The organism is Pseudomonas gingeri (genome assembly GCF_013385635.1).
In the GTDB taxonomy this organism is placed as follows: Bacteria; Pseudomonadota; Gammaproteobacteria; order Pseudomonadales; family Pseudomonadaceae; genus Aquipseudomonas; species Aquipseudomonas gingeri_A.
Genome location: NZ_JACAPR010000007.1, coordinates 175,739 through 200,899, shown reverse-complemented (window position 1 = coordinate 200,899; position 25,161 = coordinate 175,739). Strand labels below are relative to the sequence as shown.

General features: G+C 64.9%; 23 protein-coding genes. 5 read left to right on the top strand and 18 right to left on the bottom strand.

From position 1 onward, the window contains the following. The first annotated feature begins 69 nt into the window (after nt 1-69). Nucleotides 70-303, top strand: a complete 234-nt coding sequence (locus HX851_RS34520; protein ID WP_177057611.1) for a terminase — start codon at nt 70-72, stop codon at nt 301-303. 175 nt (nt 304-478) lie between these two features. On the opposite strand, the gene HX851_RS34515 is transcribed toward HX851_RS34520, so the two are convergent. The 6 genes from HX851_RS34515 to HX851_RS34490 form a co-directional block, all read right to left on the bottom strand. Then, the gene (locus HX851_RS34515) at nt 479-1,276 is read right to left on the bottom strand and encodes an acyl-CoA thioesterase (protein WP_177057612.1); all 798 of its coding nucleotides are present in this window, start codon (nt 1,274-1,276) and stop codon (nt 479-481) included. 164 nt (nt 1,277-1,440) lie between these two features. After that, nucleotides 1,441-2,205, bottom strand: a complete 765-nt coding sequence (locus HX851_RS34510) for a CHAD domain-containing protein (RefSeq protein WP_177064234.1) — start codon at nt 2,203-2,205, stop codon at nt 1,441-1,443. Between the two features lie 6 nt (nt 2,206-2,211). After that, complete coding sequence (locus HX851_RS34505; protein WP_177064233.1) at nt 2,212-4,182, bottom strand: transglutaminase TgpA family protein; 1,971 nt, start codon at nt 4,180-4,182, stop codon at nt 2,212-2,214. Then, nucleotides 4,179-5,162 carry a DUF58 domain-containing protein gene (locus HX851_RS34500; RefSeq protein ID WP_177064232.1) on the bottom strand — a complete coding sequence of 328 codons (984 nt, stop codon included), beginning with the start codon at nt 5,160-5,162 and terminating at the stop codon, nt 4,179-4,181. The genes HX851_RS34505 and HX851_RS34500 overlap by 4 nt, the downstream gene beginning before the upstream one ends. Then, on the bottom strand, nt 5,132-6,049 hold the full coding sequence (locus HX851_RS34495; RefSeq protein WP_177064231.1) for an AAA family ATPase: 918 nt from the start codon (nt 6,047-6,049) through the stop codon (nt 5,132-5,134). The genes HX851_RS34500 and HX851_RS34495 overlap by 31 nt, the downstream gene beginning before the upstream one ends. A 217-nt stretch (nt 6,050-6,266) precedes the next feature. Further along, nucleotides 6,267-6,545, bottom strand: coding sequence for a hypothetical protein (locus HX851_RS34490; RefSeq protein WP_017128009.1), 279 nt, complete (start codon nt 6,543-6,545; stop codon nt 6,267-6,269). A gap of 195 nt (nt 6,546-6,740) precedes the next feature. Here HX851_RS34490 and HX851_RS34485 point away from each other — a divergent pair, with 195 nt between their 5' ends. Continuing rightward, on the top strand, nt 6,741-7,781 hold the full coding sequence (locus HX851_RS34485) for a patatin-like phospholipase family protein (RefSeq protein ID WP_177057617.1): 1,041 nt from the start codon (nt 6,741-6,743) through the stop codon (nt 7,779-7,781). Nucleotides 7,782-7,985: 204 nt separating this feature from the next. Here the strand turns inward: HX851_RS34485 and HX851_RS34480 are convergent, their stop codons facing one another. From HX851_RS34480 to kdpF, 6 genes are all read right to left on the bottom strand, one after another. Next, a complete protein-coding gene (locus HX851_RS34480; protein ID WP_177057618.1) occupies nt 7,986-8,681 on the bottom strand; it encodes a response regulator in 696 nt (231 codons plus the stop codon). Between the two features lie 36 nt (nt 8,682-8,717). After that, on the bottom strand, nt 8,718-11,369 hold the full coding sequence (locus HX851_RS34475; RefSeq protein ID WP_177057619.1) for a DUF4118 domain-containing protein: 2,652 nt from the start codon (nt 11,367-11,369) through the stop codon (nt 8,718-8,720). Between the two features lie 146 nt (nt 11,370-11,515). Next, nucleotides 11,516-12,067 (bottom strand): potassium-transporting ATPase subunit KdpC, encoded by a 552-nt coding sequence (kdpC, locus tag HX851_RS34470; protein ID WP_177057620.1) that lies wholly within the window; start codon nt 12,065-12,067, stop codon nt 11,516-11,518. Nucleotides 12,068-12,285: 218 nt separating this feature from the next. Beyond that, nucleotides 12,286-14,340 carry a potassium-transporting ATPase subunit KdpB gene (gene kdpB / locus HX851_RS34465; protein WP_177057621.1) on the bottom strand — a complete coding sequence of 685 codons (2,055 nt, stop codon included), beginning with the start codon at nt 14,338-14,340 and terminating at the stop codon, nt 12,286-12,288. Between the two features lie 11 nt (nt 14,341-14,351). Beyond that, complete coding sequence (kdpA, locus tag HX851_RS34460) at nt 14,352-16,046, bottom strand: potassium-transporting ATPase subunit KdpA (protein WP_177057622.1); 1,695 nt, start codon at nt 16,044-16,046, stop codon at nt 14,352-14,354. 11 nt (nt 16,047-16,057) lie between these two features. Continuing rightward, on the bottom strand, nt 16,058-16,147 hold the full coding sequence (gene kdpF / locus HX851_RS34455; RefSeq protein WP_017128001.1) for a K(+)-transporting ATPase subunit F: 90 nt from the start codon (nt 16,145-16,147) through the stop codon (nt 16,058-16,060). A 363-nt stretch (nt 16,148-16,510) separates the two neighbouring features. Here kdpF and HX851_RS34450 point away from each other — a divergent pair, with 363 nt between their 5' ends. From HX851_RS34450 to xopAW, 3 genes are all read left to right on the top strand, one after another. Beyond that, complete coding sequence (locus HX851_RS34450) at nt 16,511-17,275, top strand: response regulator (RefSeq protein ID WP_177057623.1); 765 nt, start codon at nt 16,511-16,513, stop codon at nt 17,273-17,275. Then, nucleotides 17,275-18,333, top strand: coding sequence for a sensor histidine kinase (locus HX851_RS34445; protein WP_177057624.1), 1,059 nt, complete (start codon nt 17,275-17,277; stop codon nt 18,331-18,333). The genes HX851_RS34450 and HX851_RS34445 overlap by 1 nt, the downstream gene beginning before the upstream one ends. 114 nt (nt 18,334-18,447) lie before the next feature. Beyond that, nucleotides 18,448-19,248 (top strand): XopAW family type III secretion system calcium-binding effector, encoded by an 801-nt coding sequence (xopAW, locus tag HX851_RS34440; RefSeq protein ID WP_177057625.1) that lies wholly within the window; start codon nt 18,448-18,450, stop codon nt 19,246-19,248. Between the two features lie 173 nt (nt 19,249-19,421). On the opposite strand, the gene HX851_RS34435 is transcribed toward xopAW, so the two are convergent. From HX851_RS34435 to HX851_RS34410, 6 genes are all read right to left on the bottom strand, one after another. Next, on the bottom strand, nt 19,422-20,474 hold the full coding sequence (locus HX851_RS34435) for an AI-2E family transporter (protein ID WP_177057626.1): 1,053 nt from the start codon (nt 20,472-20,474) through the stop codon (nt 19,422-19,424). Nucleotides 20,475-20,546: 72 nt separating this feature from the next. Next, nucleotides 20,547-21,365 (bottom strand): DUF4892 domain-containing protein, encoded by an 819-nt coding sequence (locus HX851_RS34430; RefSeq protein ID WP_177057704.1) that lies wholly within the window; start codon nt 21,363-21,365, stop codon nt 20,547-20,549. A 129-nt stretch (nt 21,366-21,494) separates the two neighbouring features. Next, nucleotides 21,495-22,349: an alpha/beta hydrolase gene (locus HX851_RS34425; RefSeq protein ID WP_177057627.1), complete on the bottom strand. Its 855-nt coding sequence runs from the start codon at nt 22,347-22,349 to the stop codon at nt 21,495-21,497. Continuing rightward, complete coding sequence (locus HX851_RS34420; RefSeq protein ID WP_177057628.1) at nt 22,346-23,155, bottom strand: alpha/beta fold hydrolase; 810 nt, start codon at nt 23,153-23,155, stop codon at nt 22,346-22,348. Before HX851_RS34420 ends, HX851_RS34425 begins: the two co-directional genes overlap by 4 nt. 111 nt (nt 23,156-23,266) lie before the next feature. Continuing rightward, the gene (locus HX851_RS34415) at nt 23,267-23,710 is read right to left on the bottom strand and encodes a hotdog fold thioesterase (RefSeq protein ID WP_177057629.1); all 444 of its coding nucleotides are present in this window, start codon (nt 23,708-23,710) and stop codon (nt 23,267-23,269) included. Between the two features lie 24 nt (nt 23,711-23,734). After that, nucleotides 23,735-24,949: an AMP-binding protein gene (locus HX851_RS34410; protein ID WP_177064230.1), complete on the bottom strand. Its 1,215-nt coding sequence runs from the start codon at nt 24,947-24,949 to the stop codon at nt 23,735-23,737. Nucleotides 24,950-25,161: the final 212 nt, after the last annotated feature.

Genomic DNA, 25,161 nt, shown 5'->3' with positions numbered 1-25,161 from the left:
TTGATTCGCCGCCGACGTTCGCCCGGCCTATCCTTGGTTCATCGAAAACATGAACCAAGGAGCATAACCATGGGCAAACGTCACCCCAACCTTCCTGCCTGGCAATGGCGCGTTGCGCCGAACACTTCGAACGACGGCACCCGCGAAGGCATGCAACTACTCTCGGTGATCCTGTTTGCCCTGGCCTTCCTGCTGGTCGCCTCGGGCGTGTTCAGCGAAGACCTGACCAATGTGGCCATCGGCGTGATCGGCCTGGTGGCGGCCTACAGCCTCAGGCGCAAAGGGCATACGCTCGAAGCCTGAACCTTTCTTTGAAGCGGGCTCCCCTTCAGTGGACCTCTGTGGGAGTGGGCCTCTGGGAAAGTAGATCCCTGTGGGAGTGGGCTTGCCCACGAAGAGGCCGGTACATCCGCCACATTTCCCGTGGCACGAACATCGCCTTCGCGGGCAAGCCCGCTCCCACATTCAGGCGGTATGGTCAGCCGAAAACGGTCACGGTCTGCCGGCTCAGGGCAATCAGCCGATCGTCCGGGCTCCACAGCGATGCCGCCACATGCCCGTAGCCATCACGGGCATGTTCGATCACCGCCAGGTACTTGCACCAGTCCAGGGTATTGAGTTCCAGCAACGGCTGGACGAACTCCACGGTCCAGGTCAAGGTGCTGCCCGCCGCCAGCTTGTTCAGGTGCGGCAGCAGTGCCGGCGGCCAGGCGTCCACCAGGGCCAGCAGGTGGGCTTCGGTGAGGGGCTCTTCCTTGACGTCGCCACGCAGGCGGACCCAGCCACCCATCTCCCGCGACGTGTTGCCGGTAAACGGAAAGCCGCCCACTCCCCAACGCATGGCCAGGTGGCGCATGAACTCCGGCGTCACGCCCTTGACGTAGGGTAGCTCCTGGCATTTGTCCCAGTGCTTCATTTCCGGTGCCGCTTCGGCGCTCACCTCTACCGCCGATTCACGCGACGCGCCAAAACTTCCCTGGACCAGGGTCACCACCTGGCCCTTCTGCACCGCCCTCCCTAGCACCTGGCTGACCGCCTTGCCTTCACGCAGCACCTCGACTTCAAACGTTACCGGGACCTCCGGTTCGACCGGGCCGACAAAGGTCACGGCCAGCGAACGCAAAGGCCGCTCGGCCGGCACACGGGCGCGCAGGGCTTCGTACTGCAAGGCCACCACCAGGCCACCGAACGTGGCACGCCCCTGCCCCCATTCGGCCGGAATGGTCAAACCCTGCGGGTCGCGACGGACCTCATCGAGCAAATCTGAAAAGCGCATGCACACCTCGGCTGGCGAAATAATCCCTGGAGTCCTGGCGCGAGCCCTGCGGCTCGAAACCAGGACAGCGCTGAATCTTAACCAGCACGCCCCTGGGATACAGCGCTCATACCGGCCAAACAGCCTGTCAAACAGGTCAGTGGCAGCGGGTCAGCGGTGGCAGGTCACTTGAAACAGGTCTCGCTCAGGCGATCGAGCACCCGGTCGGCCTTGCTTTCGGCCCGCGTCATGGCGCTGCGCCAGCCACTCACGCAAGGCTGCAGGTCTGGCTGCTGCTCGGCCTGCAACAGCCACTGCCAGCAATCATGCCAGTCGCCCAACGCCTCCTGGGCTGCCTTGAGCTGCTTCAACGCCGGCGCCGGCAGGCGATCCAGCTCCGGGTAGGCCTCGGCGGCGTAACGCACCCGCTTGATCAGCAGGCGCAGACGATGGCGATCGTGCATCGGGTCATGCAGCGCTTCGTCGAGGGCATCCCACTGTTTCGCCAGGCGCTTTTCAATGCGTTTCTGCAAGCCCTTGAGCAGCCCCTGGTACTGGGAGGCACGCAAGAAACGCGGGAAGGCATCGAGCATGCCGAAGAGGTTCTTCAGTTCATCACTGCCGGCCACTTTCCAGTAGTCCTCGGACAACTGCGCGGTGCGCCGTGCGGCCGCGACATGATGACCCTGCCGGTGCAGGTAGGCCGCCAGTACCTCACGGTCGCGAATCGGCGTGGTCAGTTGCCCCACCTCGGCCGCCGCCTGTTCCAGTTGCGCGACACCCGGCAACCCGCGCAATGGCCGCAACAAGCTACGCAGACGGCGTACGGTGGTGCGCAGATCATGCAGTCCCTCGTCGTCGGTCAGCGCATCCACTCGAGCATGACAGGCCAACAAGCGTACTTCCAGGCTCAGCACCTGAGCCACCAAGAGATCTACCAGGACCGACATCGACACTCACTCCCAAATCGAACTTCCAAGACTGCGACGCAATGACCGCAACACCTGTTGCAATGCATCCATCGACGGGATCTGTTCAGCATAGCGCTGCCTGATGAACAGTTGCGTGAACTCGCGGATCAGCTCGGCCTGGCGCGGCAACTGCCGGACCGCGCGTTCGGCGAACGCCGCAGGCCCTTCGCCCGGTTCGCGTACCAGGCCACGGCGCGCCAGCAGCTTTTCAAAGACGGCGAACAACCGTAGCTGCGGATCGGCCCTGGTCCGCCAGGGACGCAGCAGCCACAACGACAACAGCGCGAGGATCAGTACCAGGCCGATCGGCAGCATCAGTCCGGCCAGGTCGCCGAACCAGCGCCCCATGAGTTTGAACTGCTGCTCGCCCTGATACCCCAGGACCCAGCGCTGCCAGCCATAATTGAGATTATCCCAGCCCAGGCGCAACTCATTGAGCCAGGTCAGATGGCGGTAACGCAGCGGCGAAAATACCGAGGCTCCCGGCGCACCTTCATCCGCCGCCAAAGCCTGCTCCAGGCCCTGATCGATCCGCTCCGGCGCCACGGCATAGGTCGGATCGACACTGCGCCAGCCCTGCCCGACCTGCCAGTACTCGACCCAGGCATGGGCATCGTACTGGCGCACCGTGAGGAAATTGCCCGCCGGGTTCAACTCGCCGCCCTGATAACCGGCCACCACCCGCGCCGGGATACCCGCCGCCCGCAGCACATAGGTCATGGCGCCGGCAAAGTGCGCGCAGAAACCCTGGCGGCTGTCGAACAGGAAGGCATCGACGCTGTCCGCGCCCAGGGTCGGCGGCTTGAGGGTGTAGTGATAGGGCTCGTCGTGGAAATGCTGGAGCAGCGCCGCCACCAGTGCCGCGGGCTGTGGATAACGTTGTCGCAGCTCGGCGGCCCACTGGCGGGTCCGCGGGTCACCCTGGGCAGGCAATTGCAGATCCTGGCGGCGGGCCCGCTCGTTGAGCTGGGGATCGCGCGCGACCTGCGGCCAGGAACTGGCCCGGTACATCAACACCTGTTGCACCGGGCGCTGGCGCTGCAAGCGATAGTCCGCCAGTTGGCGTACATCGCCCTGGTCGCTGCTGGCGACATCCAGCGTCGGCAGCCAGGGCTTACCGCTGGGTTGCAGGATCACGCTGTAGCGCCAGGACTCGCCGCTGGCCTGCCATTTCGGCGCCGGACTGAAAGGCACGCCCGGCGCCTGGCTCCAGCGCTGGCCATCGAACTGCTCCAGGGTCAAGGCCCGCCAGTACAGCTCCCGTCGCGGCGGCAGCGGCCCGTCGAAACTGGCACGGAACGCCAGTTCGGCGGAACGCCCGAGCTCGGCCACTTCACCGGGCGACATGCTCTCGGAAAGCCCGGTCATGCCCTTGTCGCTCGGCAGGGGCAAGGACCACAACGGCGCAATGCGCGGGAAGAACAGGAACAGCAGGAGCATCAGCGGCAAGGCCTGCGCCAGCAGGGTCGCGGCCAGCTTCAGGGTGACCGGCGGCCGGGTGCCGGGCCCCTGCTGCAAACCGATCAGGGCCGCCAGCAAGGCGCCGACCGGCAACAGGCTATAGGCAGCCCAGGGCAGGCTGTCCTCGAACAGGTAGGCCACCGCCACGCAAAACAGCCCGAGGAAGATCAGCACCAGGGCATCGCGGCGGGTGCGGGTCTCCACCAGCTTGAGGATAAACATCGCCACCAGCAGCACGGCACCGGCATCCAGGCCGATCAGGCTCTTGCGCGAAAGCCAGATGCCGACGATGGTCGCCACCAGCAACAGGACTTCCAGGACCTTGCCGGGAAACCGCGCCCGCATGCGGTAGACCTGGATGCGCCAGATCGTGCAACCGAGCCAGAACACGACCATCCACGGCGGCACATGCAACCAGAACGGCAGCATCACCAGGGCCTGGGCCACCAGCAGCCAGACCAGGCTGGCCCGGGAAATCAGCGGTGCACTGCTCATGAACTTTTCCCGAACAATGCGAGGGCCCGCAGGCACGCCTCGCAATGGGCGGCGCCGGAGTCCGTGACCAGGCGTTGACCGGGCAACTGCAGGGCGAACGGCTCCTGCCGCCTGGATAACTCCAGCACCCAGTAGCACAGGCGCGACAGGCGTTGCTCGACATCGCCGCCCAGGGCGAGGAAATCCAGGCAGCGCTCGCGCCCCTCGAGGCGGGCGAAGTCCTTGATCAGCAGCCCCTGCCCACGGGAGTAAGCCTTCCAGTGCAAGCGTCGCCACGAATCGCCGGGCTGGTAGGACTTCAAGCCCTGGTAATCGTCGACACCCTGCCCGTGGGCCCGCACGCCTTCATCCTGTTCATCAGTGGGCATACTGGCCAGGGTCGGCAGTTCGCCTTCCAGGGGCTGTGGATAAACCAGCACCTGCTGGCCCAGGTCGACCCAGCTCCAGGTCCGCAGGATACCCAGGGGAAAGCTGCTGCGCACACCGATGCGCGGTGCCGACAACCAGCCGCGGACCAGGGTCGCGCGCGTCAGTTCCAGTTCGCAGAATCCCGCCAGCGGCACATCCACTACCTGTGTCGGCGGCGTCGACCAACCCAGCTGGATTGCCTGGTGGCTTTTCCCTGCACTTTCCAGGCGCACGACAAAACGTGCCTCTTCACCGACAAACACCGCCGGCCCGACCCCGGCGCTCAGCACCAGACCACTGAGGTTGCGGTAGGTATGCAGGATCGCTACGACGAACACCGACAACAACAGGAAACACAAAGCGTAGGCAAGGCTGTTCTGGTAGTTGATCGCCACCAGCAGGATCAGCAGCAGCAACGCCGCAAAGACACCGCCGGCACGGTTGGGCATGATGAAGATGCGCCGCTGGGTCAGCTCGATCCGCGCCGAGGGCGGCAGGCGCCGGCTCAGCCAGGCCTGCCATGAAGCCCGCAGCCGACCGGTCAAAGTGCTGGCACCTCGCGCAACAACCACTGCACCAGCGCGCCGCCGCCCAGCCCGGCCGGATCGGCGCGCTCGCGCAGGCGATGGCTGACCACCGACGGCAGCACCGCCTGGACATCTTCGGGAATCACATAATCACGTCCGGCCAGCAACGCCCAGGCCCGGGCCGCGGCGAGGATCGCCAGGCTCGCCCGCGGTGACAGGCCCCAGGCGAACTGCGCTTCGCTGCGGGTCGCGCCGACCAGGCGCAATACATAGTCCACCAGGGCATCGCTGGCCCGGACCTGCTTGACCTCCTGCTGCAACGCCGCCAGTTCGTGATGACTGAGGATCGGCTGCAATTGCGGCAGCAGGTCCCGTCGCGAGACCCCGAGCAACAGGGCCTTTTCCGCCGCCCGGGCCGGGTAGCCGAGGGACACCCGCATCAGGAAGCGGTCCAGCTGCGACTCGGGCAAGGCAAAGGTGCCGCCCTGGCTGGTGGGATTCTGCGTGGCAATCACAAAGAACGGCGAAGGCAGCGGGCGGGTGGCGCCTTCGATGGTCACCTGACCTTCTTCCATGGCTTCGAGCAACGCGCTCTGGCTCTTGGGCGTGGCCCGGTTGATTTCATCGGCCAGCACCAGTTCGGCGAAGATCGGCCCCGGGTGGAAGACGAAACGCCCGCTGTCCTTGTCGAACACCGAGGTGCCGAGGATATCGCTGGGGAGCAGGTCGGAAGTGAACTGGATACGCTGGAAACTCAGGCCGAGAACCTTGGCCAGGGTGTGACTGAGGGTGGTCTTGCCCATGCCGGGCAGGTCTTCGATAAGCAAATGGCCGTCGGCCAGGAGACAGGTGAGGCCCAGGCGAACCTGGGCATCCTTGCCCAATACCACCTGGTTGACAGCCTGCAGGCAGGCTTCCAGTTTACTGCGCATAGGCAGACATCCAAACGTGGGGAGACGCCGGGGATATTACATCCTTTCCAACGCGACGCAGGTAGATGAGTCCCCCTCTTTCTGCAACGACACAAAACCTGTGGGAGCAGAGCTTGCTCGCGAAGCTTTTAGCAATCTCAGGGGCCTATTCGCGGCGGTTCGGCGCTCCGACAAGCCCGGCTCCTACAGTGACCGTGCTCGGCCTGGCATTTTTTGTTCAACGCCCGGCGCGCGACTCGCGGATGTAGAAGCGTGCCTTCTCGGCCTTGGCCGAACAGCCCTCGTAGGCTTCGAACTGTTGCTGGGTCTTGGCGCCGGTCAGCAGCGACAGGGCCTTGGAGTAACTCACGGTGCCGGCAAAGCCTTCGGCCTTGGCCAGGTCAAGCTCACGCCAGGCGGCATCCAGCTGGGTACCGCAGCTCTCGCGATAGGCAGTCTTGCCCGCGCAACCCGCCAAAGCCAACGCAATCAATGGCACACAGATCCAGGCTTTCATCGATGACACCTCAAGAAAAAAAACAGTCGTGCAGGTTATGACGGTGCGCCGGGCAAAAAGTGCCTTGCCCTGCCCTACAAGCTTAGCTAATCAATATGAACAACGGGAACGTTCGAGCAGACGGAAACGAGCGGCGATTGTACCGCAGCCGTCTATGGGCGCATTGTTAGCAACCGGCCGTTCAAGGAATCCATGATGAAGAAGCGTGTCGCATTGGTGTTGGGCTCGGGCGGGGCCCGGGGTTATGCCCATATCGGGGTGATCGAGGAAATCGAACGGCGCGGTTATGAAATCGCCTGCATCGCCGGTTGTTCCATGGGCGCGGTGGTCGGTGGCATCTATGCCGCCGGTAAGCTCGACGAATACCGCAACTGGATCGAAAGCCTGGACTACCTCGACGTCCTGCGCCTGGTGGATGTGAGCTTCCGACTGGGAGCGATCCGTGGCGAAAAGGTCTTCGGCCAGATCCGCAAGATCGTTGGCGAGATCAATATCGAAGACCTGCGCATTCCCTACACCGCCGTCGCCACCGACCTGACCAACCAGCAGGAAATCTGGTTCCAGGAAGGCTGCCTGCACCAGGCGATGCGCGCTTCGGCGGCGATCCCGAGCCTGTTCACGCCGGTCATGCAGGGCAATCGCATGCTGGTCGACGGCGGCATCCTCAACCCGCTGCCCATCGTGCCGGTGGTGTCCAGCCACTGCGACCTGATCATCGCCGTCAACCTCAACTCGACCAACCAGAAGCACTATCAACTGCCGGTGATCCAGCGCCCGCCGGCCTTCAAGAGCCGCTTCAACAGCCTGCTCAGTTCCATGGGTTCGCGCCTGCCCTTCCGGCGCAAGCAGGCCGAAGAGCTGTTGCGCCTCGAACAACAGACCCTGGCCGCCGACGCCGCGGCTATCGCCAACCCCTGGCTGGAATCGGCGGAACCCGAGGCCCAGCAACCGGCGGCGGCACCACAGGCCGCCGGCGCGCCGAAGTCCGCCACCGGTTCGTTCATCATCGATAACGTCGGCCCGGCCTCGCTGCTGGACCTGATCAACCAGAGTTTCGAGGTGATGCAGACCTCGCTGGCGCAATACAAGATCGCCGGCTATCCGCCGGATATCCTGATCAACGTGCCCAAGCGCGTGTGCCGGTTCTTCGAGTTCTACAAGGCGCCGGAACTGATCGCCCTGGGCCGCGAGATCGCCCGGGACACCATGGACCGTTACGAGGAAGACCGGCGCTGAAGCGACGAACAGGCTGCCCCCTCTATGGTGCTTTATTATGTGGGAGGGGGCTTGCCCCCGAAGCTTTTGGCGCTCCATCTGGCCTCTTCGCGGGCAAGCCCGCTCCCACAAAAAAAGCGCCCGCGAAGAGGCCCTTGAGATCGCCAAAAGCTTCGCGGGCAAGCCCGCGCCCACACAAGCCCATTCCCGGCAGGAAAGCGCCGTTCAACCCTGGCTATCGAGCAGACGATAGCCGACGCCGGCCTCGGTGACGATAAAACGCGGCTGGGTCGGATCGTCCGCCAGCTTCTGGCGCAGGTGACCGACCACGATCCGCAGGTAGTGACTGTCCTCGGTATGGGTCGGCCCCCAGATGTCCTTGAGCAGTTGCTGCTGGGTGATCACCCGCCCCGGATGCCGCGCCAGCTGGGCGAGTACCGCGTACTCCTTGCGCGTCAACGCCACCTCCGTGCCCTCCAGCAACACCCGCCGATAGGCCAGGTCAACGGTCAACGGGCCGAACTTCAGAGCGGCCTCCTGGGTTTCCCCGCCGGGCGCCTGGCGCAACAAGGCACGGATCCGTGCCAGAAACTCCTGGATACCGAAGGGCTTGGTCACATAGTCATTGGCGCCGCCGTCCAGGGCCTGCACCTTCTGCCCTTCGCTGGCGCGCACCGACAGCACCAGCACCGGCGCCGTGGACCATTCGCGAAACTCGCGCAGCACCTGCTGGCCGTCCATGTCCGGCAGGCCGAGATCGAGCACCAGCAGGTCGGGCTTGTTCAACGCCGCATGGGCCAGGCCTTCGGTCCCGGTCCCCGCCTCCAGCACCTTGTAGCCCTGGGAGGCGAGGCTGATGCGCAGGAACTTGCGAATCTGCGGTTCATCGTCGATGACGAGGATGGTCGCGGTCTGGCTCATGGTTGCAACATCGTGGCGAGGGGTCGCCAAAGCATATCAGGCTTCACTTTCAAATCCCGGTTGCTCCTGCAGGGGAAGGAATAAGGTAATACAGGTGCCACGGCCATCGATACCGTCAGCCACGCCGATATGCCCGCCGTGGGCCCCGACCATGCCCTGGCAGATCGCCAGGCCCAGGCCCGTGCCCTGGCCGCCGCGATCGCCACGGGCGGCGGTGTAGAACATGTCGAAGATCTTCGCCCGCTCTTCTTCCGGGATGCCCGGACCCTCATCGCTGACGGCAAAGAACAGCTCGCTGTCGGTGGCCCCGGCACGCACCTGCAGGCGACCATGTTGCGCGGAAAAGCGCGCGGCGTTTTCCATGACATTGATCAGCGCCTGTTCGATCAACGCCGCATGCACGTAGAGCAACGGCAATTCGGCCGGCACCTCGGTGCTCACCTGCAACGGCGCGAGCACCGCACGCAAACGGTTCAGCGCGCTGCCGACGATGTCCGCCGGCGATACCCAATCCCGCGCCAGCTTGAGTGCGCCGTGGCCCAGGCGGGTCATGTCCAGCAGATTCTGGATATAACGATCCAGTCGCTCGGCCTCGTCGCGGGTGCCTTCCAACAGTTCCTGGCGATCAGCCAGCGGAATCGCTTCGCCCAGTGCCAGCAGGCTGTCGATACTGCCGCGCATCGAAGTCAGCGGGGTACGCAAGTCGTGGGACACCGAAGCGAGCAAGGCGCTGCGCAATTGCTCGGTTTCGCCATGCAGGCGCGCAGCCTCCAGGTCGTCGGCCAGTTGTGCCCGGGCCAGGGCCTGGGCCAGCGGCTGGCTGAGGGCGGTCAGCAGGCGACGGCGCTGGCCGGTGAGTTGCTGGCCCTCCCGCGGACGCACGCCGAGCAACGCCAGAGGCCCCTCTTCCACCGACAACGGCCACCACCACCAACTGCCGGAGGGCAAGGTACCGGTGCCCATCCCGGCCGGCTGATCGTGCTGCCAGGCCCAGTCGGCCGCCGCGCGCTCGAACTCGGAAAACTGCAACGGCCCGCCGGTCTCGACTTTCCAGCCACCCTGGCCATCGCGGTTGAGCAGGCACAGTTCCAGCTCTTCCCAGCCGCTGAGGTGCTGCGATGCGGCACTGATCACCGCCTGGCGATCGGTGGCGGCGGTCAGCTTGCGCGACAGGTCGAGCAGCTCGGTGGTTTCTTCCTGGGTATCGCGCAGCGCCTGCAACTGCCTGCGCTGGCGCGCCGCCAGGTTGCCGGTGAGCGCCGCCATCATCAGGAAGAACAGCAGGGTCAGCACATCTTCTTCACGCTGGATCGCGAAGGAAAAATTCGGCGGGATGAACAGGAAGTCATAGGTCAGGAAAGACAATACCGCGCAGGCCAGGGACGGGCCGAGGCTGCTGCGCACCGCCACCAGCAGCACCGCGGCGAGAAACACCAGCGAGATGTTCGGCAACGGCAGCACGCTGGCCACGCCCCAGGCCAGGGCACTGGCCAGGACCGTCGCCAGCAGCGCCAGCAGATAGTCGAGCCAGACCACGTTCTGTGGCTCGCGTACGCGCGGCTGACGTTGCTCCTCCTGGCTGTCGAGGACGTTGATTTCCAGGCCCCGGGCATTGCGCAACAGCCGCGCCGCCAGGCCGCCGCCGAACAACCGGCGACGCAGGCGCTGGCGCGACTGGCCGACCAACACCAGGCTGGCACGGCGTTCAGCGGCATGCTGGATCAGGGTCTTGGCCACTTCCCCGGCCCGCAGCAGCACCACTTCGCCCCCCAGCCGCTCCGCCAACTGTTGGGCACCCTGCAGGCGCAGCCGCGATTGTTCGTCACGCGCGCTGCCGTTATCCACATGCACCAGGCTCCAGGGCAAATGCCGGCGCTGCGCGACCCGACTGGCATGACGCACCAGGCGTTCGGCCTGGGCATCGCCGTCGACCCCCACCAGCAAGCGCCCACGGATGGCCGGCGCGGCCTGGCCGAGGGTCCGGTAGCCCTGGGCCAGATCGTTGTCGACCTGAGCCGCGGCGGTCTGCATGGCCAGTTCACGCAGGGCGGTGAGGTTGGTCTGGGTGAAGAACGCATCGATCGCCGCCCGCGCCTGTTCCGGCACATAGACCTTGCCGTCGCGCAGGCGCTCCAGCAGTTCCCGTGGCGGCAGGTCGATCAGCAGCAGTTCATCGGCTTCCTGCAAAACCCAGTCGGGCAGCGTCTCGCGCACCTGCACCCCGGTGATGCCGCGCACCTGGTCATTAAGACTTTCCAGGTGCTGGACATTGACCGTGGTGAAGACGTCGATACCGGCCGCCAACAGTTCCTGGACATCCTGCCAGCGTTTGAGGTGACGACTGTCGGGGGCGTTGCTGTGGGCCAGTTCATCGACCAGCACCAGTTTCGGCCTGGCCTTGAGCAGGCCGTCGAGGTCCATTTCCTCAAGCACCACGCCACGGTATTCGGAACGCAGCAAGGGCTGTTGCGGCAAACCGCCGAGCAAGGCCTCGGTCTCGGCCCGACCGTGGGTTTCGACCACCCCGGCGATCAGCTTCACACCCTGGCGCAACTGGGTGTGGGCGGCCTGCAACATCGCGTAGGTCTTGCCCACGCCCGGAGCGGCACCGAGGAACACCTTGAGCCGGCCACGACCGTCGCGGGGCAGTTCTGCTAACAGCGCGTCGGCGCGACCGGAATCACTCATTTCGTCTTCTCAGTTATGGAGCTGTCTTCATCGTTACCACGCTCCGCGTGGGCATGCATCCCGCGACGCTCTGCGTCGCAAAGGCTGGACGCGGAGCGTCCGGTGCGACATTCCCACGCAGAGCGTGGGAACGATCAACACAGCGTTTATTTCGCGATATCGGCCAACGCCGCATTCAATGCAAGCACATTGACCACTGGTGGGCCAATCAGCGGTTGTTCGATATACGCTTGCAGCAGTTTCTCGACGGTCGCCGCCGGCAGGTTGCGCGCCTGCGCCACCCGCGCCAGTTGATAGCGAACCGCAGCCGGTGGCAAGTGCGGATCGAGGCCGCTGCCGGAAGTGGTCAGCGAGGCCAGCGGCACCGGGCCCTGGCCGGGTACGGCCTGCTTGGCCGCGTCATCGAAAATCCGCGTGGCCAGCGCCGGGTTGCTCGGTGACAGGTTACTCGCACCGCTGGACACGGTGGCAAAGGCCCCCGCCGAAGGACGCGGGTGAAACCAGCCGTCGCCGGTGAAATCCTGGGCGATCAGGGCCGAGCCGCGCACCTTGCCATCGGCATCGCGCACCAGGCTGCCATTGGCCTGGCCTGGAAACACCGCCTGGGCCACGCCCGTCACCACCAGGGGATAGGCGACACCGGTAATCAGGGTCATCAACACCAACAGGCTCAAGGCCGGACGCCATACAGTAGACATGTTCAATTCCTCGAATTCAGGGAGATCATCGTTCCCACGCTCTGCGTGGGAACGCCGCACCGGACGCTCCGCGTCCAGCCTTTGCGACGCAGAGCGTCGCGGGATGCATGCCCACGCAGAGCGTGGGAACGATCGACTGTAGGAACTGGCTTGTGTAGGAGCGGTGCTCGTCGGGCGCCGCATCGCCGGCAAGCCGGCTCCTGCACAAACCCGCAACCTCACACCAGATGCAGCGCCGTCAGCAGCAGGTCGATGGCCTTGATGCCCACGAATGGCACCAGGATCCCGCCCAGGCCGTAGATCAGCAGGTTGCGCCGCAGCAGGTGCGCGGCACTCGCCGCCTGCACCCGCACACCGCGCAGCGCCAGCGGGATCAGCACGACGATGATCAGGGCGTTGAACACGATCGCCGAGAGAATCGCGCTCTGCGGACTGGCCAGGTGCATGATGTTGAGCACGCCGAGCTGTGGATAAATCGCCGCGAACAACGCCGGCAGGATCGCGAAGTACTTGGCTACGTCGTTGGCAATCGAGAAGGTGGTCAGCGCACCACGGGTCACCAACAGTTCCTTGCCGATCTGCACCACGTCCAGCAACTTGGTCGGGTCGCTGTCGAGGTCGACCATGTTCGCCGCTTCCCGCGCGGCCTGGGTGCCGTCGTTCATCGCCATGCCGACGTCGGCCTGGGCCAGCGCCGGGGCGTCGTTGGCGCCGTCACCACACATGGCCACCAGGCGACCGTCGTTCTGCTCCAGGCGGATGCGCGCCAGTTTCTTCTCCGGTGTCGCTTCGGCCAGCACGTCGTCAACCCCGGCTTCCGCGGCAATCGCCGCCGCCGTCAGCGGGTTGTCGCCGGTCACCATGACGGTGCGGATGCCCAGCTTGCGCAGCTCGGCAAACCGATCGCGGATCCCCGGCTTGACCACGTCCTTGAGGTGGATGGCACCGAGCAGCTTGCCATTGGCACAGACCAGCAACGGGGTACCGCCGCTCTGGGCGATCTTGTCGATCTCGCGGGACAGCGCCGGTTGCAGGTCGCCGCGTTTCTGGCCGACGAAGCTCAACAGCGAATCCACCGCGCCCTTGCGATAGACGCGGCCCTGATGGTCGACACCCGACAGCCGGGTCTCGGCGCTGAACGGCACGGCGGTCAGTTCCGTCGCGGCCGGTTCCTGCTGTGGATAAAGGTCGCGCAGGTATTCGACGATCGACTTGCCTTCGGCGGTGTCGTCGGCCAGCGAGGCCAGCAAGGCGCCCTCGGCCAACTCGCGGACATGCACGCCCGGTGCCGGGTGGATCGCGGTGCAACGACGGTTGCCGAAGGTGATGGTGCCGGTCTTGTCCAGCAGCAGCACATGCACGTCACCGGCGGCTTCCACCGCACGGCCGGACTTGGCGATCACGTTCAGGCGGACCAGGCGATCCATCCCGGCGATACCGATGGCCGACAGCAGGCCGCCGATGGTGGTCGGGATCAGGGTCACCAGCAGCGCCACCAGGAACACCAGCGGCAGATTGCCGCCGGCGAAGTGGGCGAACGGCTGCAGGGTCACCACCACCAGCAGGAAGATCAGCGTCAGGCCGATCAGCAGGATGTCCAGCGCGACTTCGTTGGGGGTCTTCTGGCGCTTGGCGCCTTCCACCAGGGCGATCATGCGGTCCAGGGTCGATTCACCGGGGTTGGCGGTGATACGCACCAGCAACCAGTCGGACACCAGCCGGGTGTTGCCGGTCACCGCCGAACGGTCCCCACCGGACTCGCGGATCACGGGAGCCGATTCACCGGTGATCGCCGCCTCATTGACCGCCGCGATACCTTCGATCACCTCGCCGTCACCGGGAATCATCTCCCCGGCTTCGACACGCACCACGTCGCCTTTGCGCAGGCTGGCGGCGGGCACCACCTGGAAGCTGCCGTCGGCCTTCTTGCGCCGGGCGCTGAGGCCTTCGCTGCCGGCCTTGAGGCTGTCGGCGCGGGCCTTGCCACGACCTTCGGCAAGGGCCTCGGCGAAGTTGGCGAAGAGCACGGTGAACCACAACCAGAGGGCGATCTGCGCGGACACGTAGGCCGGTACGGCGGTATCGGGTACTACGCAGAGGATCGTGGTCAGGATCGCGGTCAGTTCCACCACCAGCATGACCGGCGCACGTTGCAACTGGCGCGGGTCGAGCTTGACGAAGGCTTGCACCAGCGCCGGCCGCCACAGATCGGCGATCGCGGTCTTGGGCTGTTCGACCACAGCGGGTTTTGTTGCGGGAAGAGGCATATTCATCATCTAACTCCTCAGAAGCCCATGCTCAAGTGTTCTGCAATCGGCCCGAGCGCCAGGGTCGGCAGGAACGTAAGGCCGCCCACCAGCAGGATGGTCACGGTCAACAGGGTGACAAACAACGGGCCATGGGTCGGGAAGCTGTTCTGGCCGATCGGTGCGGTCTTCTTCATCGCCAGGCTGCCTGCCAGGGCCAGGACCGGGAGGATGTAGCCGAAGCGACCGAGCAACATGCTCAGGCTCAGCATCAGGTTGTGGAACGACGTGTTGCCACTGAAGCCGCCGAACGCCGAACCGTTGTTGGCACTGGCCGAGGTGTAGGCGTACAGCAGCTGGCTGAAGCCATGGGGACCGGGGTTGCTGATCGCACCGGCAGGCCCTGGCAGCGTCGCGGCAATCGCCCCGAGCACCAGGGTGCCGACCGGCATCACCAGCAAGGTCACCACCAGCAGTTGCACTTCCTTGGCCTGGAGCTTCTTGCCCAGGTATTCCGGGGTGCGTCCGATCATCAGGCCCGCGAGGAACACCGCGATCAGCACGTTCAGCAGCATGCCGTAGAGGCCCGCGCCGACACCGCCGAAGATCACTTCGCCGACCATCATGTTGACCAGCGCGACCATCCCGCTCAGCGGGTTGAGGCTGTCATGCATGGCGTTGACCGAACCGTTGGAGGCCGCCGTGGTGGTCACCGCCCAGAGCACGCTGCCGGTGGTGCCGAAACGGGCTTCCTTGCCTTCCATCGGCGCGGTCTGCTCGACCGCCGGGTTGTTCAGGGTCGGGTTCGGCTGGTATTCGGCGTACAGCGACACCGCGCCACCGATCAACAGCAGGGCCATCATGCAGGCCATGATCGCGCGGCTCTGGCGCAGGTCCTTGACATAGTGGCCGAAGGTGAACACCAGCGCCGCCGGGATCAGGATGATCGAGACCAGTTCGAACAGGTCGCTCCAGGCCGTCGGGTTCTCGAACGGATGCGCCGAGTTGACCCCGAAGAAGCCGCCGCCGTTGGTGCCCAGTTGCTTGATCGCGATCTGGCTGGCCGCCGGGCCAAGCGGAATCACCTGGTCGACACCCTGCATGGTCACGGCATTGACGTAATGGGCAAAGGTCTGCGGCACGCCCTGCCAGACCAGGAACAGCGCCAGCACCAGACACAGTGGCAGCAGGCCATAGAGGGTGGCGCGGGTCATGTCGACCCAGAAGTTGCCCAGGGTCGCAGCCGAACGCCGACCGATACCACGGCACAAGGCGACCAGCACGGCCAGGCCGGTGGCGGCGCTGACGAAGTTCTGCACGGTCAGGCCGGCCATCTGGCTCAGGTAGCTCAGGGACGCTTCGCCGCTGTAGTTCTGCCAGTTGGTGTTGGTCATGAAACTGATGGCGGTGTTGAATGCCAGCGTCCACTCCTGGCCCGGCAGGTTCTGCGGGTTGAGCGGCAGGTATTGCTGGAACAGCAGGATCGCGAACAGCAGGAGAAAACCCGCGAGGTTGAAGGCGAGCAAGGCCAGGGCGTACTTCTGCCAGCTCTGCTCGGCCTTTTCATCGACCCCGGACAGGCGATAGCAGGCCCGCTCCACCGGCCCCAGCAGCGGACTCAGCCAGGTGCGCTGGCCTTCCATCACCTTGTAGTAGAAGCGCCCCAGGAAAGGCGCCGGAACCAATACCAGCGCCAGGAAGGCCAGGATCAGCAAATAGTCATAACTGTGCATAACCGCCGCTCCTAGTTCCGATCTGCGCGCAACAGCGCAACCAGTAGATAAATGAACAGCGCCACTGCCAGCAGCAGTGACACCCCGTCCAGAATGCTCATGGGATTTCTCCGTGGTACGGCGATTGCCGCGTGTGGAGTCATTGTCGGAAGGAAGGCTGTAAAGGAACGAGAGCGACGCCCGGGGCGATGCGTAAAGAAGGCGTAAAGAGTGAGTTTACGTAGGCGTTACGCCCTAGAATCCGCAGGACGTTGACCGAACCCCGGTATCGGCGAGGGTTCTGGCGCCCCGACTTTGTATCGAGCCTGATACACAGCCGACAACCCGCCAACACCCGGCGCCTGTAGCTTCTGGCGCAGCTACACTTGAAATGGACTCTGCGCCTGCGGGCCCGGACCTCTATCGTGCAACAATCTCGCGGGGGCTTTTGCACTTCGCGGCTTTACCGGCAGATAATCACACGCATGCAGAACACTCCCGCTCCTCTGGCTGATGTCAACAAGCCGCTCTCACCGGGCGATGACAAGCGCTGGAATGTCCGCGCGCTGATCGTCGACGACGATATCCCGATCCGTGAACTGCTGATCGACTACCTGGCCCGCTTCAGTATCCAGGCCATCGGCGTCACCGACGGTGCCGCGATGCGCCAGGCGCTGCAACTGGAAACCTTCGACGTGGTGGTCCTCGACCTGATGCTTCCGGGCGAAGACGGCCTCTCGCTGTGCCGCTGGCTGCGCGCCGAATCGGATATCCCGATCCTGATGCTGACCGCCCGTTGCGAACCCACCGACCGGATCATCGGCCTGGAACTGGGCGCCGACGACTACATGGCCAAGCCCTTCGAACCGCGCGAACTGGTGGCACGGATCCAGACCATACTGCGTCGGGTGCGCGACGACCGCACCGAACAACGGGCCAATATCCGCTTCGACAACTGGCGCCTGAACAGTGTGCTGCGCCAGTTGATCGCCGACGATGGCCTGGTGGTGCCGCTGTCGAATGCCGAGTTCCGCCTGCTCTGGGTCTTTATCGAACGCCCGCGCCGGGTGCTCAGCCGCGAGCAGTTGCTCGACGCCGCCCGGGGCCGCTCGATCGAAGCCTTCGACCGCAGCATCGACCTGTTGGTCTCGCGCCTGCGGCAAAAACTCGGCGACGATCCGAAATCGCCGCAGTTGATCAAGACCGTGCGCGGCGAAGGCTATCTGTTCGACGCGAGAGATATCGGCTGATGCGCCCACGCTTCAACACGCTGTTCGGTCGTTTGTTCGGCGTGTTGTTGCTGGCCATTGTCCTGGCCCACCTGCTGGCCTTTCTCTGGTTCCGTCATTACGGTGGCGGCCCTCCGCCACCGCCTCCGCCGCCCTCTTCGGGCATGTCGGAAAACTTCGACCCACGCTTCCCGCCGCCGCATATGCGCGGTCATCGTCCACCACGCCCCTGGTTTGGCGGGCCGGTAGTGCCACTGACCTTCCAACTGATCGCCCTGATCATCGCCGCCTGGTACGGGGCCAAGCTGCTCGCCCGGCCGATCCAGCGCCTGAGCGATGCGGCCGAGCGCCTGAGCGAAGACCTCAACAGCCCGCCGCTTGACGAAACCGGCCCGCAGGAGGCCCGGCAGGCCGCCGCGACGTTCAACCTGATGCAACAACGCATCCGCGAACAGGTACAGCAGCGCGGACGGATGCTCGGAGCGGTGTCCCATGACCTGCGCACGCCTCTGTCGCGGCTCAAGCTGCGCCTGGAACAGATCGACGATGCCAGGCTCCAGGGCCAGATGCGCCAGGATTTGAACGACATGATCGGCATGCTCGACGCGACCCTGAGCTACCTGCATGAGCAACGCACCAGCGAAGCCATGCAATGGATGGATGTGCAGGCCCTGGTGGAGTCGATCTGCGAAAATGCCCAGGACCAGGGTGCCCGGGTCCGCGCCAGCGGCCATTGCGCACCGCTGCTGGTGCAGCCCATGGCACTGCGTTCCTGCCTGAACAACCTGATGGACAATGCCCTGCGTTATGCCGGCGATGCGCTGATCACCCTCGAAGACAGCCGGCGGCAGTTGATCATCCGGGTCATCGATCACGGCCCCGGCATCGCCGCTGAAAAACGCGAGGCGGTGTTCGAACCCTTCTATCGCCTGGAAGGTTCGCGCAACCGCAACTCGGGGGGGGTCGGCCTGGGTATGACCATCGCCCGGGAAGCCGCCCAGCGCCTGGGCGGCGAGCTGATCCTGGAAGAAACCCCGGGCGGCGGCCTGACCGCCGTGGTCACCCTGCCCCGCGCCTGATCCTTGTGTGTACCCGCCGGTACAAAGCCCACATACCCTCGACACCTGCCGTTGGGAGCCTGCACAAGCCGGTGCACCGCCACCGGCTTTGCCAACACTTAGGGAGTGAGCACCATGATCGGTAGCGTCAGTAGTTTATTGAGCTACGTCGGCTCCAGCAGCACGACGACGGCCACCCAACGCCAGCAACAATTCCAGAAGCAACTGCTCGCCAAGCTCGATACCAACGGCGACGGCGCCATCAGTCAGGATGAGCTGAAAACCGCCCTGGCGAACAAGCCCGACAGCAAGCTGCTGAATAACCTGAGCCAGAACTTCGCCTCGCTGGATACCGATGGCAACGGCAGCATCAGTACTGATGAACTGTCGGCGATGAAGCATTCGGGACATGGGCACCACGCTCCCGACACCCAACTGGCCGATGCCCTGCTCAAGTCCCTCGACAGCAACGGCGACGGTTCCGTCAGCAGCGACGAGCTGGCGGCCGGCCTGACCAACGCGGGCAGCACCGCGGACAGCGCTTCGTTGTTCTCGGCCCTGGACAAGGACTCCAGCGGCAGCATCAGCACCGACGAACTGGCCGCCGCGCTGGCACCACCGCCGCCACCGCCGCAACAGCTGTCCAGCAGCGATCTGTTCACTCAACTGGACAGCAACGGCGATGGCAGCATCAGCCAGGCCGAATTGACCAGTGCGCTACAGGGCACCGACAGCAGCACCACGACCGCCAGCACCGGCGAAACCACCAGCGCGCTGCTGCTCAAGGCCCTGGCCAATACCAACGGTTCGACCAGCACCAGCCAGACGGCCCAGGACAATATCGCCGAAGCCCTCAGTCGCCTGATGGTCGGTCTCAATACCCAGTATCAGAACCGTAGCGTGACGGCGACTGGCAGCACCGCTGCCGCGGCCTGATCATCTCCCTTGGCTGATCGTTCCCACGCTCCGCGTGGGAATGCCGCCCGTGACGCTCCGCGTCACAGATCCAGAGCGGACGCGGAGCGTCCAGTTAAGCATTCCCACGCAGAGCGTGGGAACGATCGTCAGCCGGCTCCTACAAGGGTTTGATCGTGGTCCACCCCCACAAATCAGGGTTTTTCTTCCCGCCGTCCCTGGCTCGCACTCCAGTCAAGCAGCAGGCTGTAGGCCACCGCCAGCAGGGTCGGGCCGATAAACAAGCCGATAAAGCCGAAGGCGATCAACCCGCCGAATACCCCCAGCAGTACGATCACCAGCGGCAGGTTGCCGCCGCGGCTGATCAGGTAAGGCTTAAGCACGTTGTCCACGCCACTGATGATGAACGTGCCCCAGATACCCAGGAAGATCGCCATGCCGTACTCGCCTTTCCAGGCCAGCCAGGCCGTGGCCGGAATCCATACCAGCGGTGGACCCATGGGAATCAGGCTGAGCAGGAAGGTCGCGATCCCCAGTACCAGCGCCCCGGGTACACCGGCGATGAGGAAGCCGATCAGCGCCAACACGGCCTGGGCCGCCGCCGTACCGATCACGCCGTTGACCACCCGCTGTACCGTACCGGCCACCAGCTCCTGGTAATAATCGGCCCGCTCGCCGATCAGCCGTTCCAGCAGGCCATGGACAAACGCCGCCAGGCGCGGGCCATCGCGGTAAAAGAAGAACACGAAGAGAATGCTCAGGGTCAGTTCGAGAATCCCTCCACCGATCTGCGCGCTGCGGGCCAGCAGCCAGTTGCCGACCTGCCCCAGGTAAGGCTTGATCGCCAGCATCAGCGCCGCGCCCTGCTGGTCGATGGTGTTCCAGGCGCCCACCAGCCGCTCGCCGACAATCGGCACCGACACCAGCCAGGCCGGCGCTTCCGGCAGGCCGTCGACCTGGACATCCTTGATAAAGGCCACTGCATCGCGCACATGGTCCGCCAGGTTGAGACCCAGCCACACCAGAGGCGCGGCCACCAGCAACATCCAGCCCAGGGTCAGCAGGCCCGCGGCCAGCGACTCGCGGCCACCGAGCAGGCGTGTCAGCAGGCGCATCAACGGCCAACTGGCAAAGGCCAGCACCGCGCCCCAGAACAGCGCCGACCAGAACGGCGCCATCACCCACAGGCTGGCGCCGAACAGCACCAGGAGCAGTATCTGCACCAACAGCCGATCATTATTGAGCATGGGGATTCCACGAAAGAGATCAGAAAAGAAAGTCTAGGCGAACACACGGGCGTGTGTCCGCCGTTCCTGCCGCTAGCGCAACAGTTCTAGGTGCAGGCCAGCGGTGTCGCTGGCGCCCAGTTCCAGGCGCGCGGCCCTGACGCCCCTGGCCACCAACGCCTGGCGCCAGGCTTCGGCGGATGCCCCGGACAGGCTGACCCGCGAGGTGGTATCGAGGTTCAGGCCACGGGAGATCAGGGTGACCCAGGTGTCTTGCGGCTCGCCGGTGAGTTTCGGCAGGTCGAGCTTGCCGGTGTCCCGCAACTCGCGCAACAAGGTCGCCGAGGTCGGCAGCAGTTCACCCAGGGGGGCGCCCGCGGCAAATTGCTCGACGTGCAGATAGGCCCGGCGATTGCCCCGGGTAATGCTGTACAGCGCCACCAGCGAATTGTCCTGCGGCGCGGCCAGGCGCAACAGCAGATAGGCCTGTTGATCGTCCGCCCCGGACAGCACCGGATTGCCGAAGACCTCGTTGGCCCACAGGCTGTTTTCCCCGCAATCGCGGGCCTGGCACCAGAACAGCAACTGCGCGCCCTCTTTCTGCAAGGCTTCGCGGGCCGCGGTGAAAGCCTCGTTGGCGGTACGCTCGGGCGGCAGCTCGTAGGTCACCGAGGTCATCTGCCCACGGGCGTTGACCTGGCCGTCGCTGCGCAAGCGGTTGCTGATCTTGCGGATCGAGCTCTGTGGATAAATCCGCTCCAGTTCAGTCGGCGCGCGATAGTCGACGATCTGCGCGTCGGGCAGGCGCGGCACGGGTGACAGGTCATGGCTGCCCGGCACGTCGGCGGCCAGCAGCACGCAACTGAAACATGCCAGGCCCAGGGCGCTGGCAAGGGCTGTGGATAACTTTATCAAATCGGCGGCGCCTGAATGCTGGGCACTGATGCCGGGGCGTGGTGACCCGAGGTCACGGGGGTGTCGAGATCTGGCATGGTTGTCTCCCTTTCAACCCGCCAAGCCTCGACAGTTGCCGGGCGCAAGTCAAGGAATGGCGAAGAAGCGATTGAAACAGTCTGCAACAAGGACCGCTCCGGCCTCGTCGTTCAGGTGCAGATGATGCCCGCCGGGCAGCACTTGCCGGTTGAAGGGTAGCTGCTCCAGCAGACTCCGGTGCTGGGCCAGCATGCCTTGCTCGGCCACGACCAATTGTGCCGGGCAGGCCACTCGGTGGACAAAGGCCATGGCCTGCTCTTCGGTCAGACGCAGCGGCGAAGCCAGGGTCAGGCGATTGTCGCTGCGCCAGGTGTAGCCACCGGGCACCGGCATCAGCCCGCGCTGGGCCAGCAGTTCGGCGGCTTCGCGACTGACCGCCACCAGGCCTTTCATGCGCGCCTCGACGGCCAGGTCGAGGGTCTTGTGCAGCGACTTGCGCTTGTCCTGCAGTTTCAGTTGCGCCTGCAGGGCCATGCCCAGGCGCTCGGCGGCATTCTCGCCTTTGGCGGTCGGCGGGATCACCCCATCGATCAGCGCTAGGTGCGTGACCCGCTCGGGCAATGCGCCGGCCAGCACCACCGAGACAATCGCCCCGAGCGAATGCCCGAGCAGGCCGAAACGCTGCCAACCCAGTTGCTCCGCCACCTGCAGGACATCATGGACGTAGTCCCAGAGGGCATAGCCGGCACCCGGCGGACGGTGTCCGGAATGCCCATGGCCGGCCATGTCCAGGGCGACGATGCGCAGCCCCCTGAGCTTCGGCGCCAGGCGCGCGAAGCTGTTGGCGTTGTCCAGCCAGCCGTGCAGGGCAATCACCGGCAGGCCGTCTTCCGGCCCGAACAGATGGGCCGCCAGTTCGATATGCGGCAGGCTCAGGCGCACCTCCTCGACCGCCGTGCTCATGCCCGGCGTCCTTCGGCGGCACGCCGCTGCCAGCGGGTGAAGATGTCCTTGAGCAATTGGGCGGTGTCCTGCGGGCGTTCCAGTGGAAACATGTGACCTCCGGGCATGCTCAGGGATTCGCCATGGGGCAGGCGCCCCACGGCTCGGCTGTGATGACGCATCACCACCCGACTCGACCGGCCGCGCACCACCGCCAACGGCACCTTCAGGTGCCGGGCCAGGCCCGGGCTGGTGTGGGGCACGCCACGATAGATGCTGATTTCGGTGGCCGGGTCGAAGCTCAGCCGCAGGCGGTCGCCCTCGGCGCGCAGGCCATGTTGCAGGTAGGCATCGAAGCATTCCGGGTCGAAGCCGCGAAACAGGGTCTTGCCGGCAAAATACTGGCGGGCCGCTTCGAGGTCGGCGAACTCCTCGCGCCGCCCGAGGGTACGTCCGGCCGGGGTCAGGCGGTCGATGAAGCCCAGGCGCTTGGCCGCGCGGATCACCCACTGGTCGGCGCGGGTCAGCACCGGTGAATCGAGCATCACCAGGCCCTTGTAGAGTTGCGGACAACGCAGGGCCGCGTGCAGGTGCAGGACACCGCCCAGGGAGTGCCCGACGCCCCACACCGGTTCGGGCTGTTGTTCGAGGTGATGGATCAGTTCGTCGACCAGGTTGCGCCAGTTGTCGTCCACCGGGAAACGCGGGTCATGGGCATGCTGCTGCAGGTGGGCAACCTCATACTCCGGCGACAGGGCGGCGAACAACTTGCCATAGGTACCCGAGGGAAAACCGTTGGCGTGGGCGAAGAACACGTGCTGCGACATACCGGAACCACTTCATGGAAAACAGGTGTTCATTGTCGGCAGGACTACCGTCGCCAGCAATGACCGTAACTGCCAGGAATGATGACAGTCCGGCCATGGCTATGGCGCCTGTCAGCGATTCGGTGGCGTCTGTCCCAACGGCACCACCGCCATGGTCAGGCGCGAGACGCAGTTGGTCTTGCCCTCGTCGCTGCTCAGGCGGATATCCCAGACATGGGTGGTGCGGCCGATATGGATCGGCGTCGCCACCGCCGTCACCCGCCCGCTGCGCACGCCGCGCAGATGGTTGGCATTGATTTCCAGGCCGACGCAGTAGTACTGGCTGGTATCGACACACAGGTAGCTGGCCATGGAACCAACGGTTTCCGCCAGCACCACCGAGGCGCCGCCATGCAGCAGGCCGAACGGCTGGTGGGTACGATGGTCGACCACCATGCTGGCGGTCAGCGATCCCTCGTCAAAGGCTTCAAAGCGAATATCCAGCACTTCGCTGATGGTGTTCTTCGCCGAGGCATTGAGTTGATCGATATTCGGAACGGTACGCCACAAGGCCATCTTGCAATCCTCAGTTTTTATTGGTCATTGCTGCCACAACACGGGCTGCCCGTGCTCGCTCCACGCCTGGAACCGTGCGCCGTAGCACTGTTCGATCACCGCGCGCTTGAGCTTCAGGGTCGGCGTCAGAAAGCCGTTTTCAACCGCCCAACTATCTTTCACCACCACCAGCGCACGCAAGCGCTGATGTTTGTCGAGGGCGTGGTTGACCTCCTCCAGCAAGGCTTGCAGCCCCGCCTGCAAGGTCGCCCGGGGTGCCTCGGCGGCACTGGCCGAGAGCACGCAGAGGCCCAGCGGCGCCGCGCCGGACAGGGCAATACGCAAGGCATCCAGCCCCAGTCCGGCGAGCACCTTGCGGCCGATATATCGTCCGAGTAACGGCAGGCGCAGGAGCAGATCCAGGCGTGCCGGTGCGATCCGTTCATGGACACCCATCTGGAATTTGCTCCAGATCCGCGGTACGCCGAACATCGCCGTCGGCCGCGCACGCTTGAGGTCGACCAGGAAGGTTTCCAGGCTTTCGGCGAAAAACACCGTCTGCCCGGTAAACAACGATGCCAGTTCGACAAACATCCGCTCGGCCACATGGCACAGCGGCAGATAGGACAGCAGCCGGTCGTGTTCTCCCAGGCCGAACAGCCCTATCGCATGATTGGCGGCAAACGACAGGGTCGCGAAACTGTGCATCACGCCTTTGGGCTGGCCGGTGGTGCCGGAGGTATAGATCACCGTCGCCAATTGCTGCGCGGCGGGCAGCGGATCGTCCTGGATCGGCGAGCAAGCCTGCAGGTCGACCCAGCGGAAATCGAAGTCCCCCGCCGGGCACAGTGGCAGGCCGATGGTCGGCAGGTCGCGAGGAACACCCGTCTTCATGCCCGGCCAGTCATCGAGCTTGCCGATAAACGCCAGCGCCGCCCCGGAGTGTTCGAGCACCTGGGCGACCGAGTCAGCCGTGAGGTTGGGGTACAGCGGCACCGACACATGACCGGCCATCCAGATCGCCAGATCGGCAATGATCCAGTGGGCACAGTTCTTCGAAATGATCGCCACATGGCTGCCCTGGGGCAGCTCGCGGGCACGCAGCCAGTGGGCCGCGCAACGCGCCTGGTGACCGACCTCGGACCAGCTCAGGGTCTGCACCTCGCCACCACCCAGCGGCTGGACCAGGTACGGCTGGCGGGGATGGCGAGCTTCGCGCTCGTAGAAGACTTCCAGGGGCAAACGAAAAGCGGCAGACATAAGACTCCCTCCCTTGTTCTTATTCCGGAGAACAACGTTCGCACAGCGACCAACCAAGCACTTGCTTGGCTGACTATTTCACGGGGACGGCGGCACCGCAAGCTCGGCGACGGTGTCCGCCACAAGGAAAAACGGGTGGAATCTGATAGCCGGGCGGCGAGGGATCGCGTCGAATTTCCGGTTTCCCAGCCCCTCTACGAGACGTTCATGTC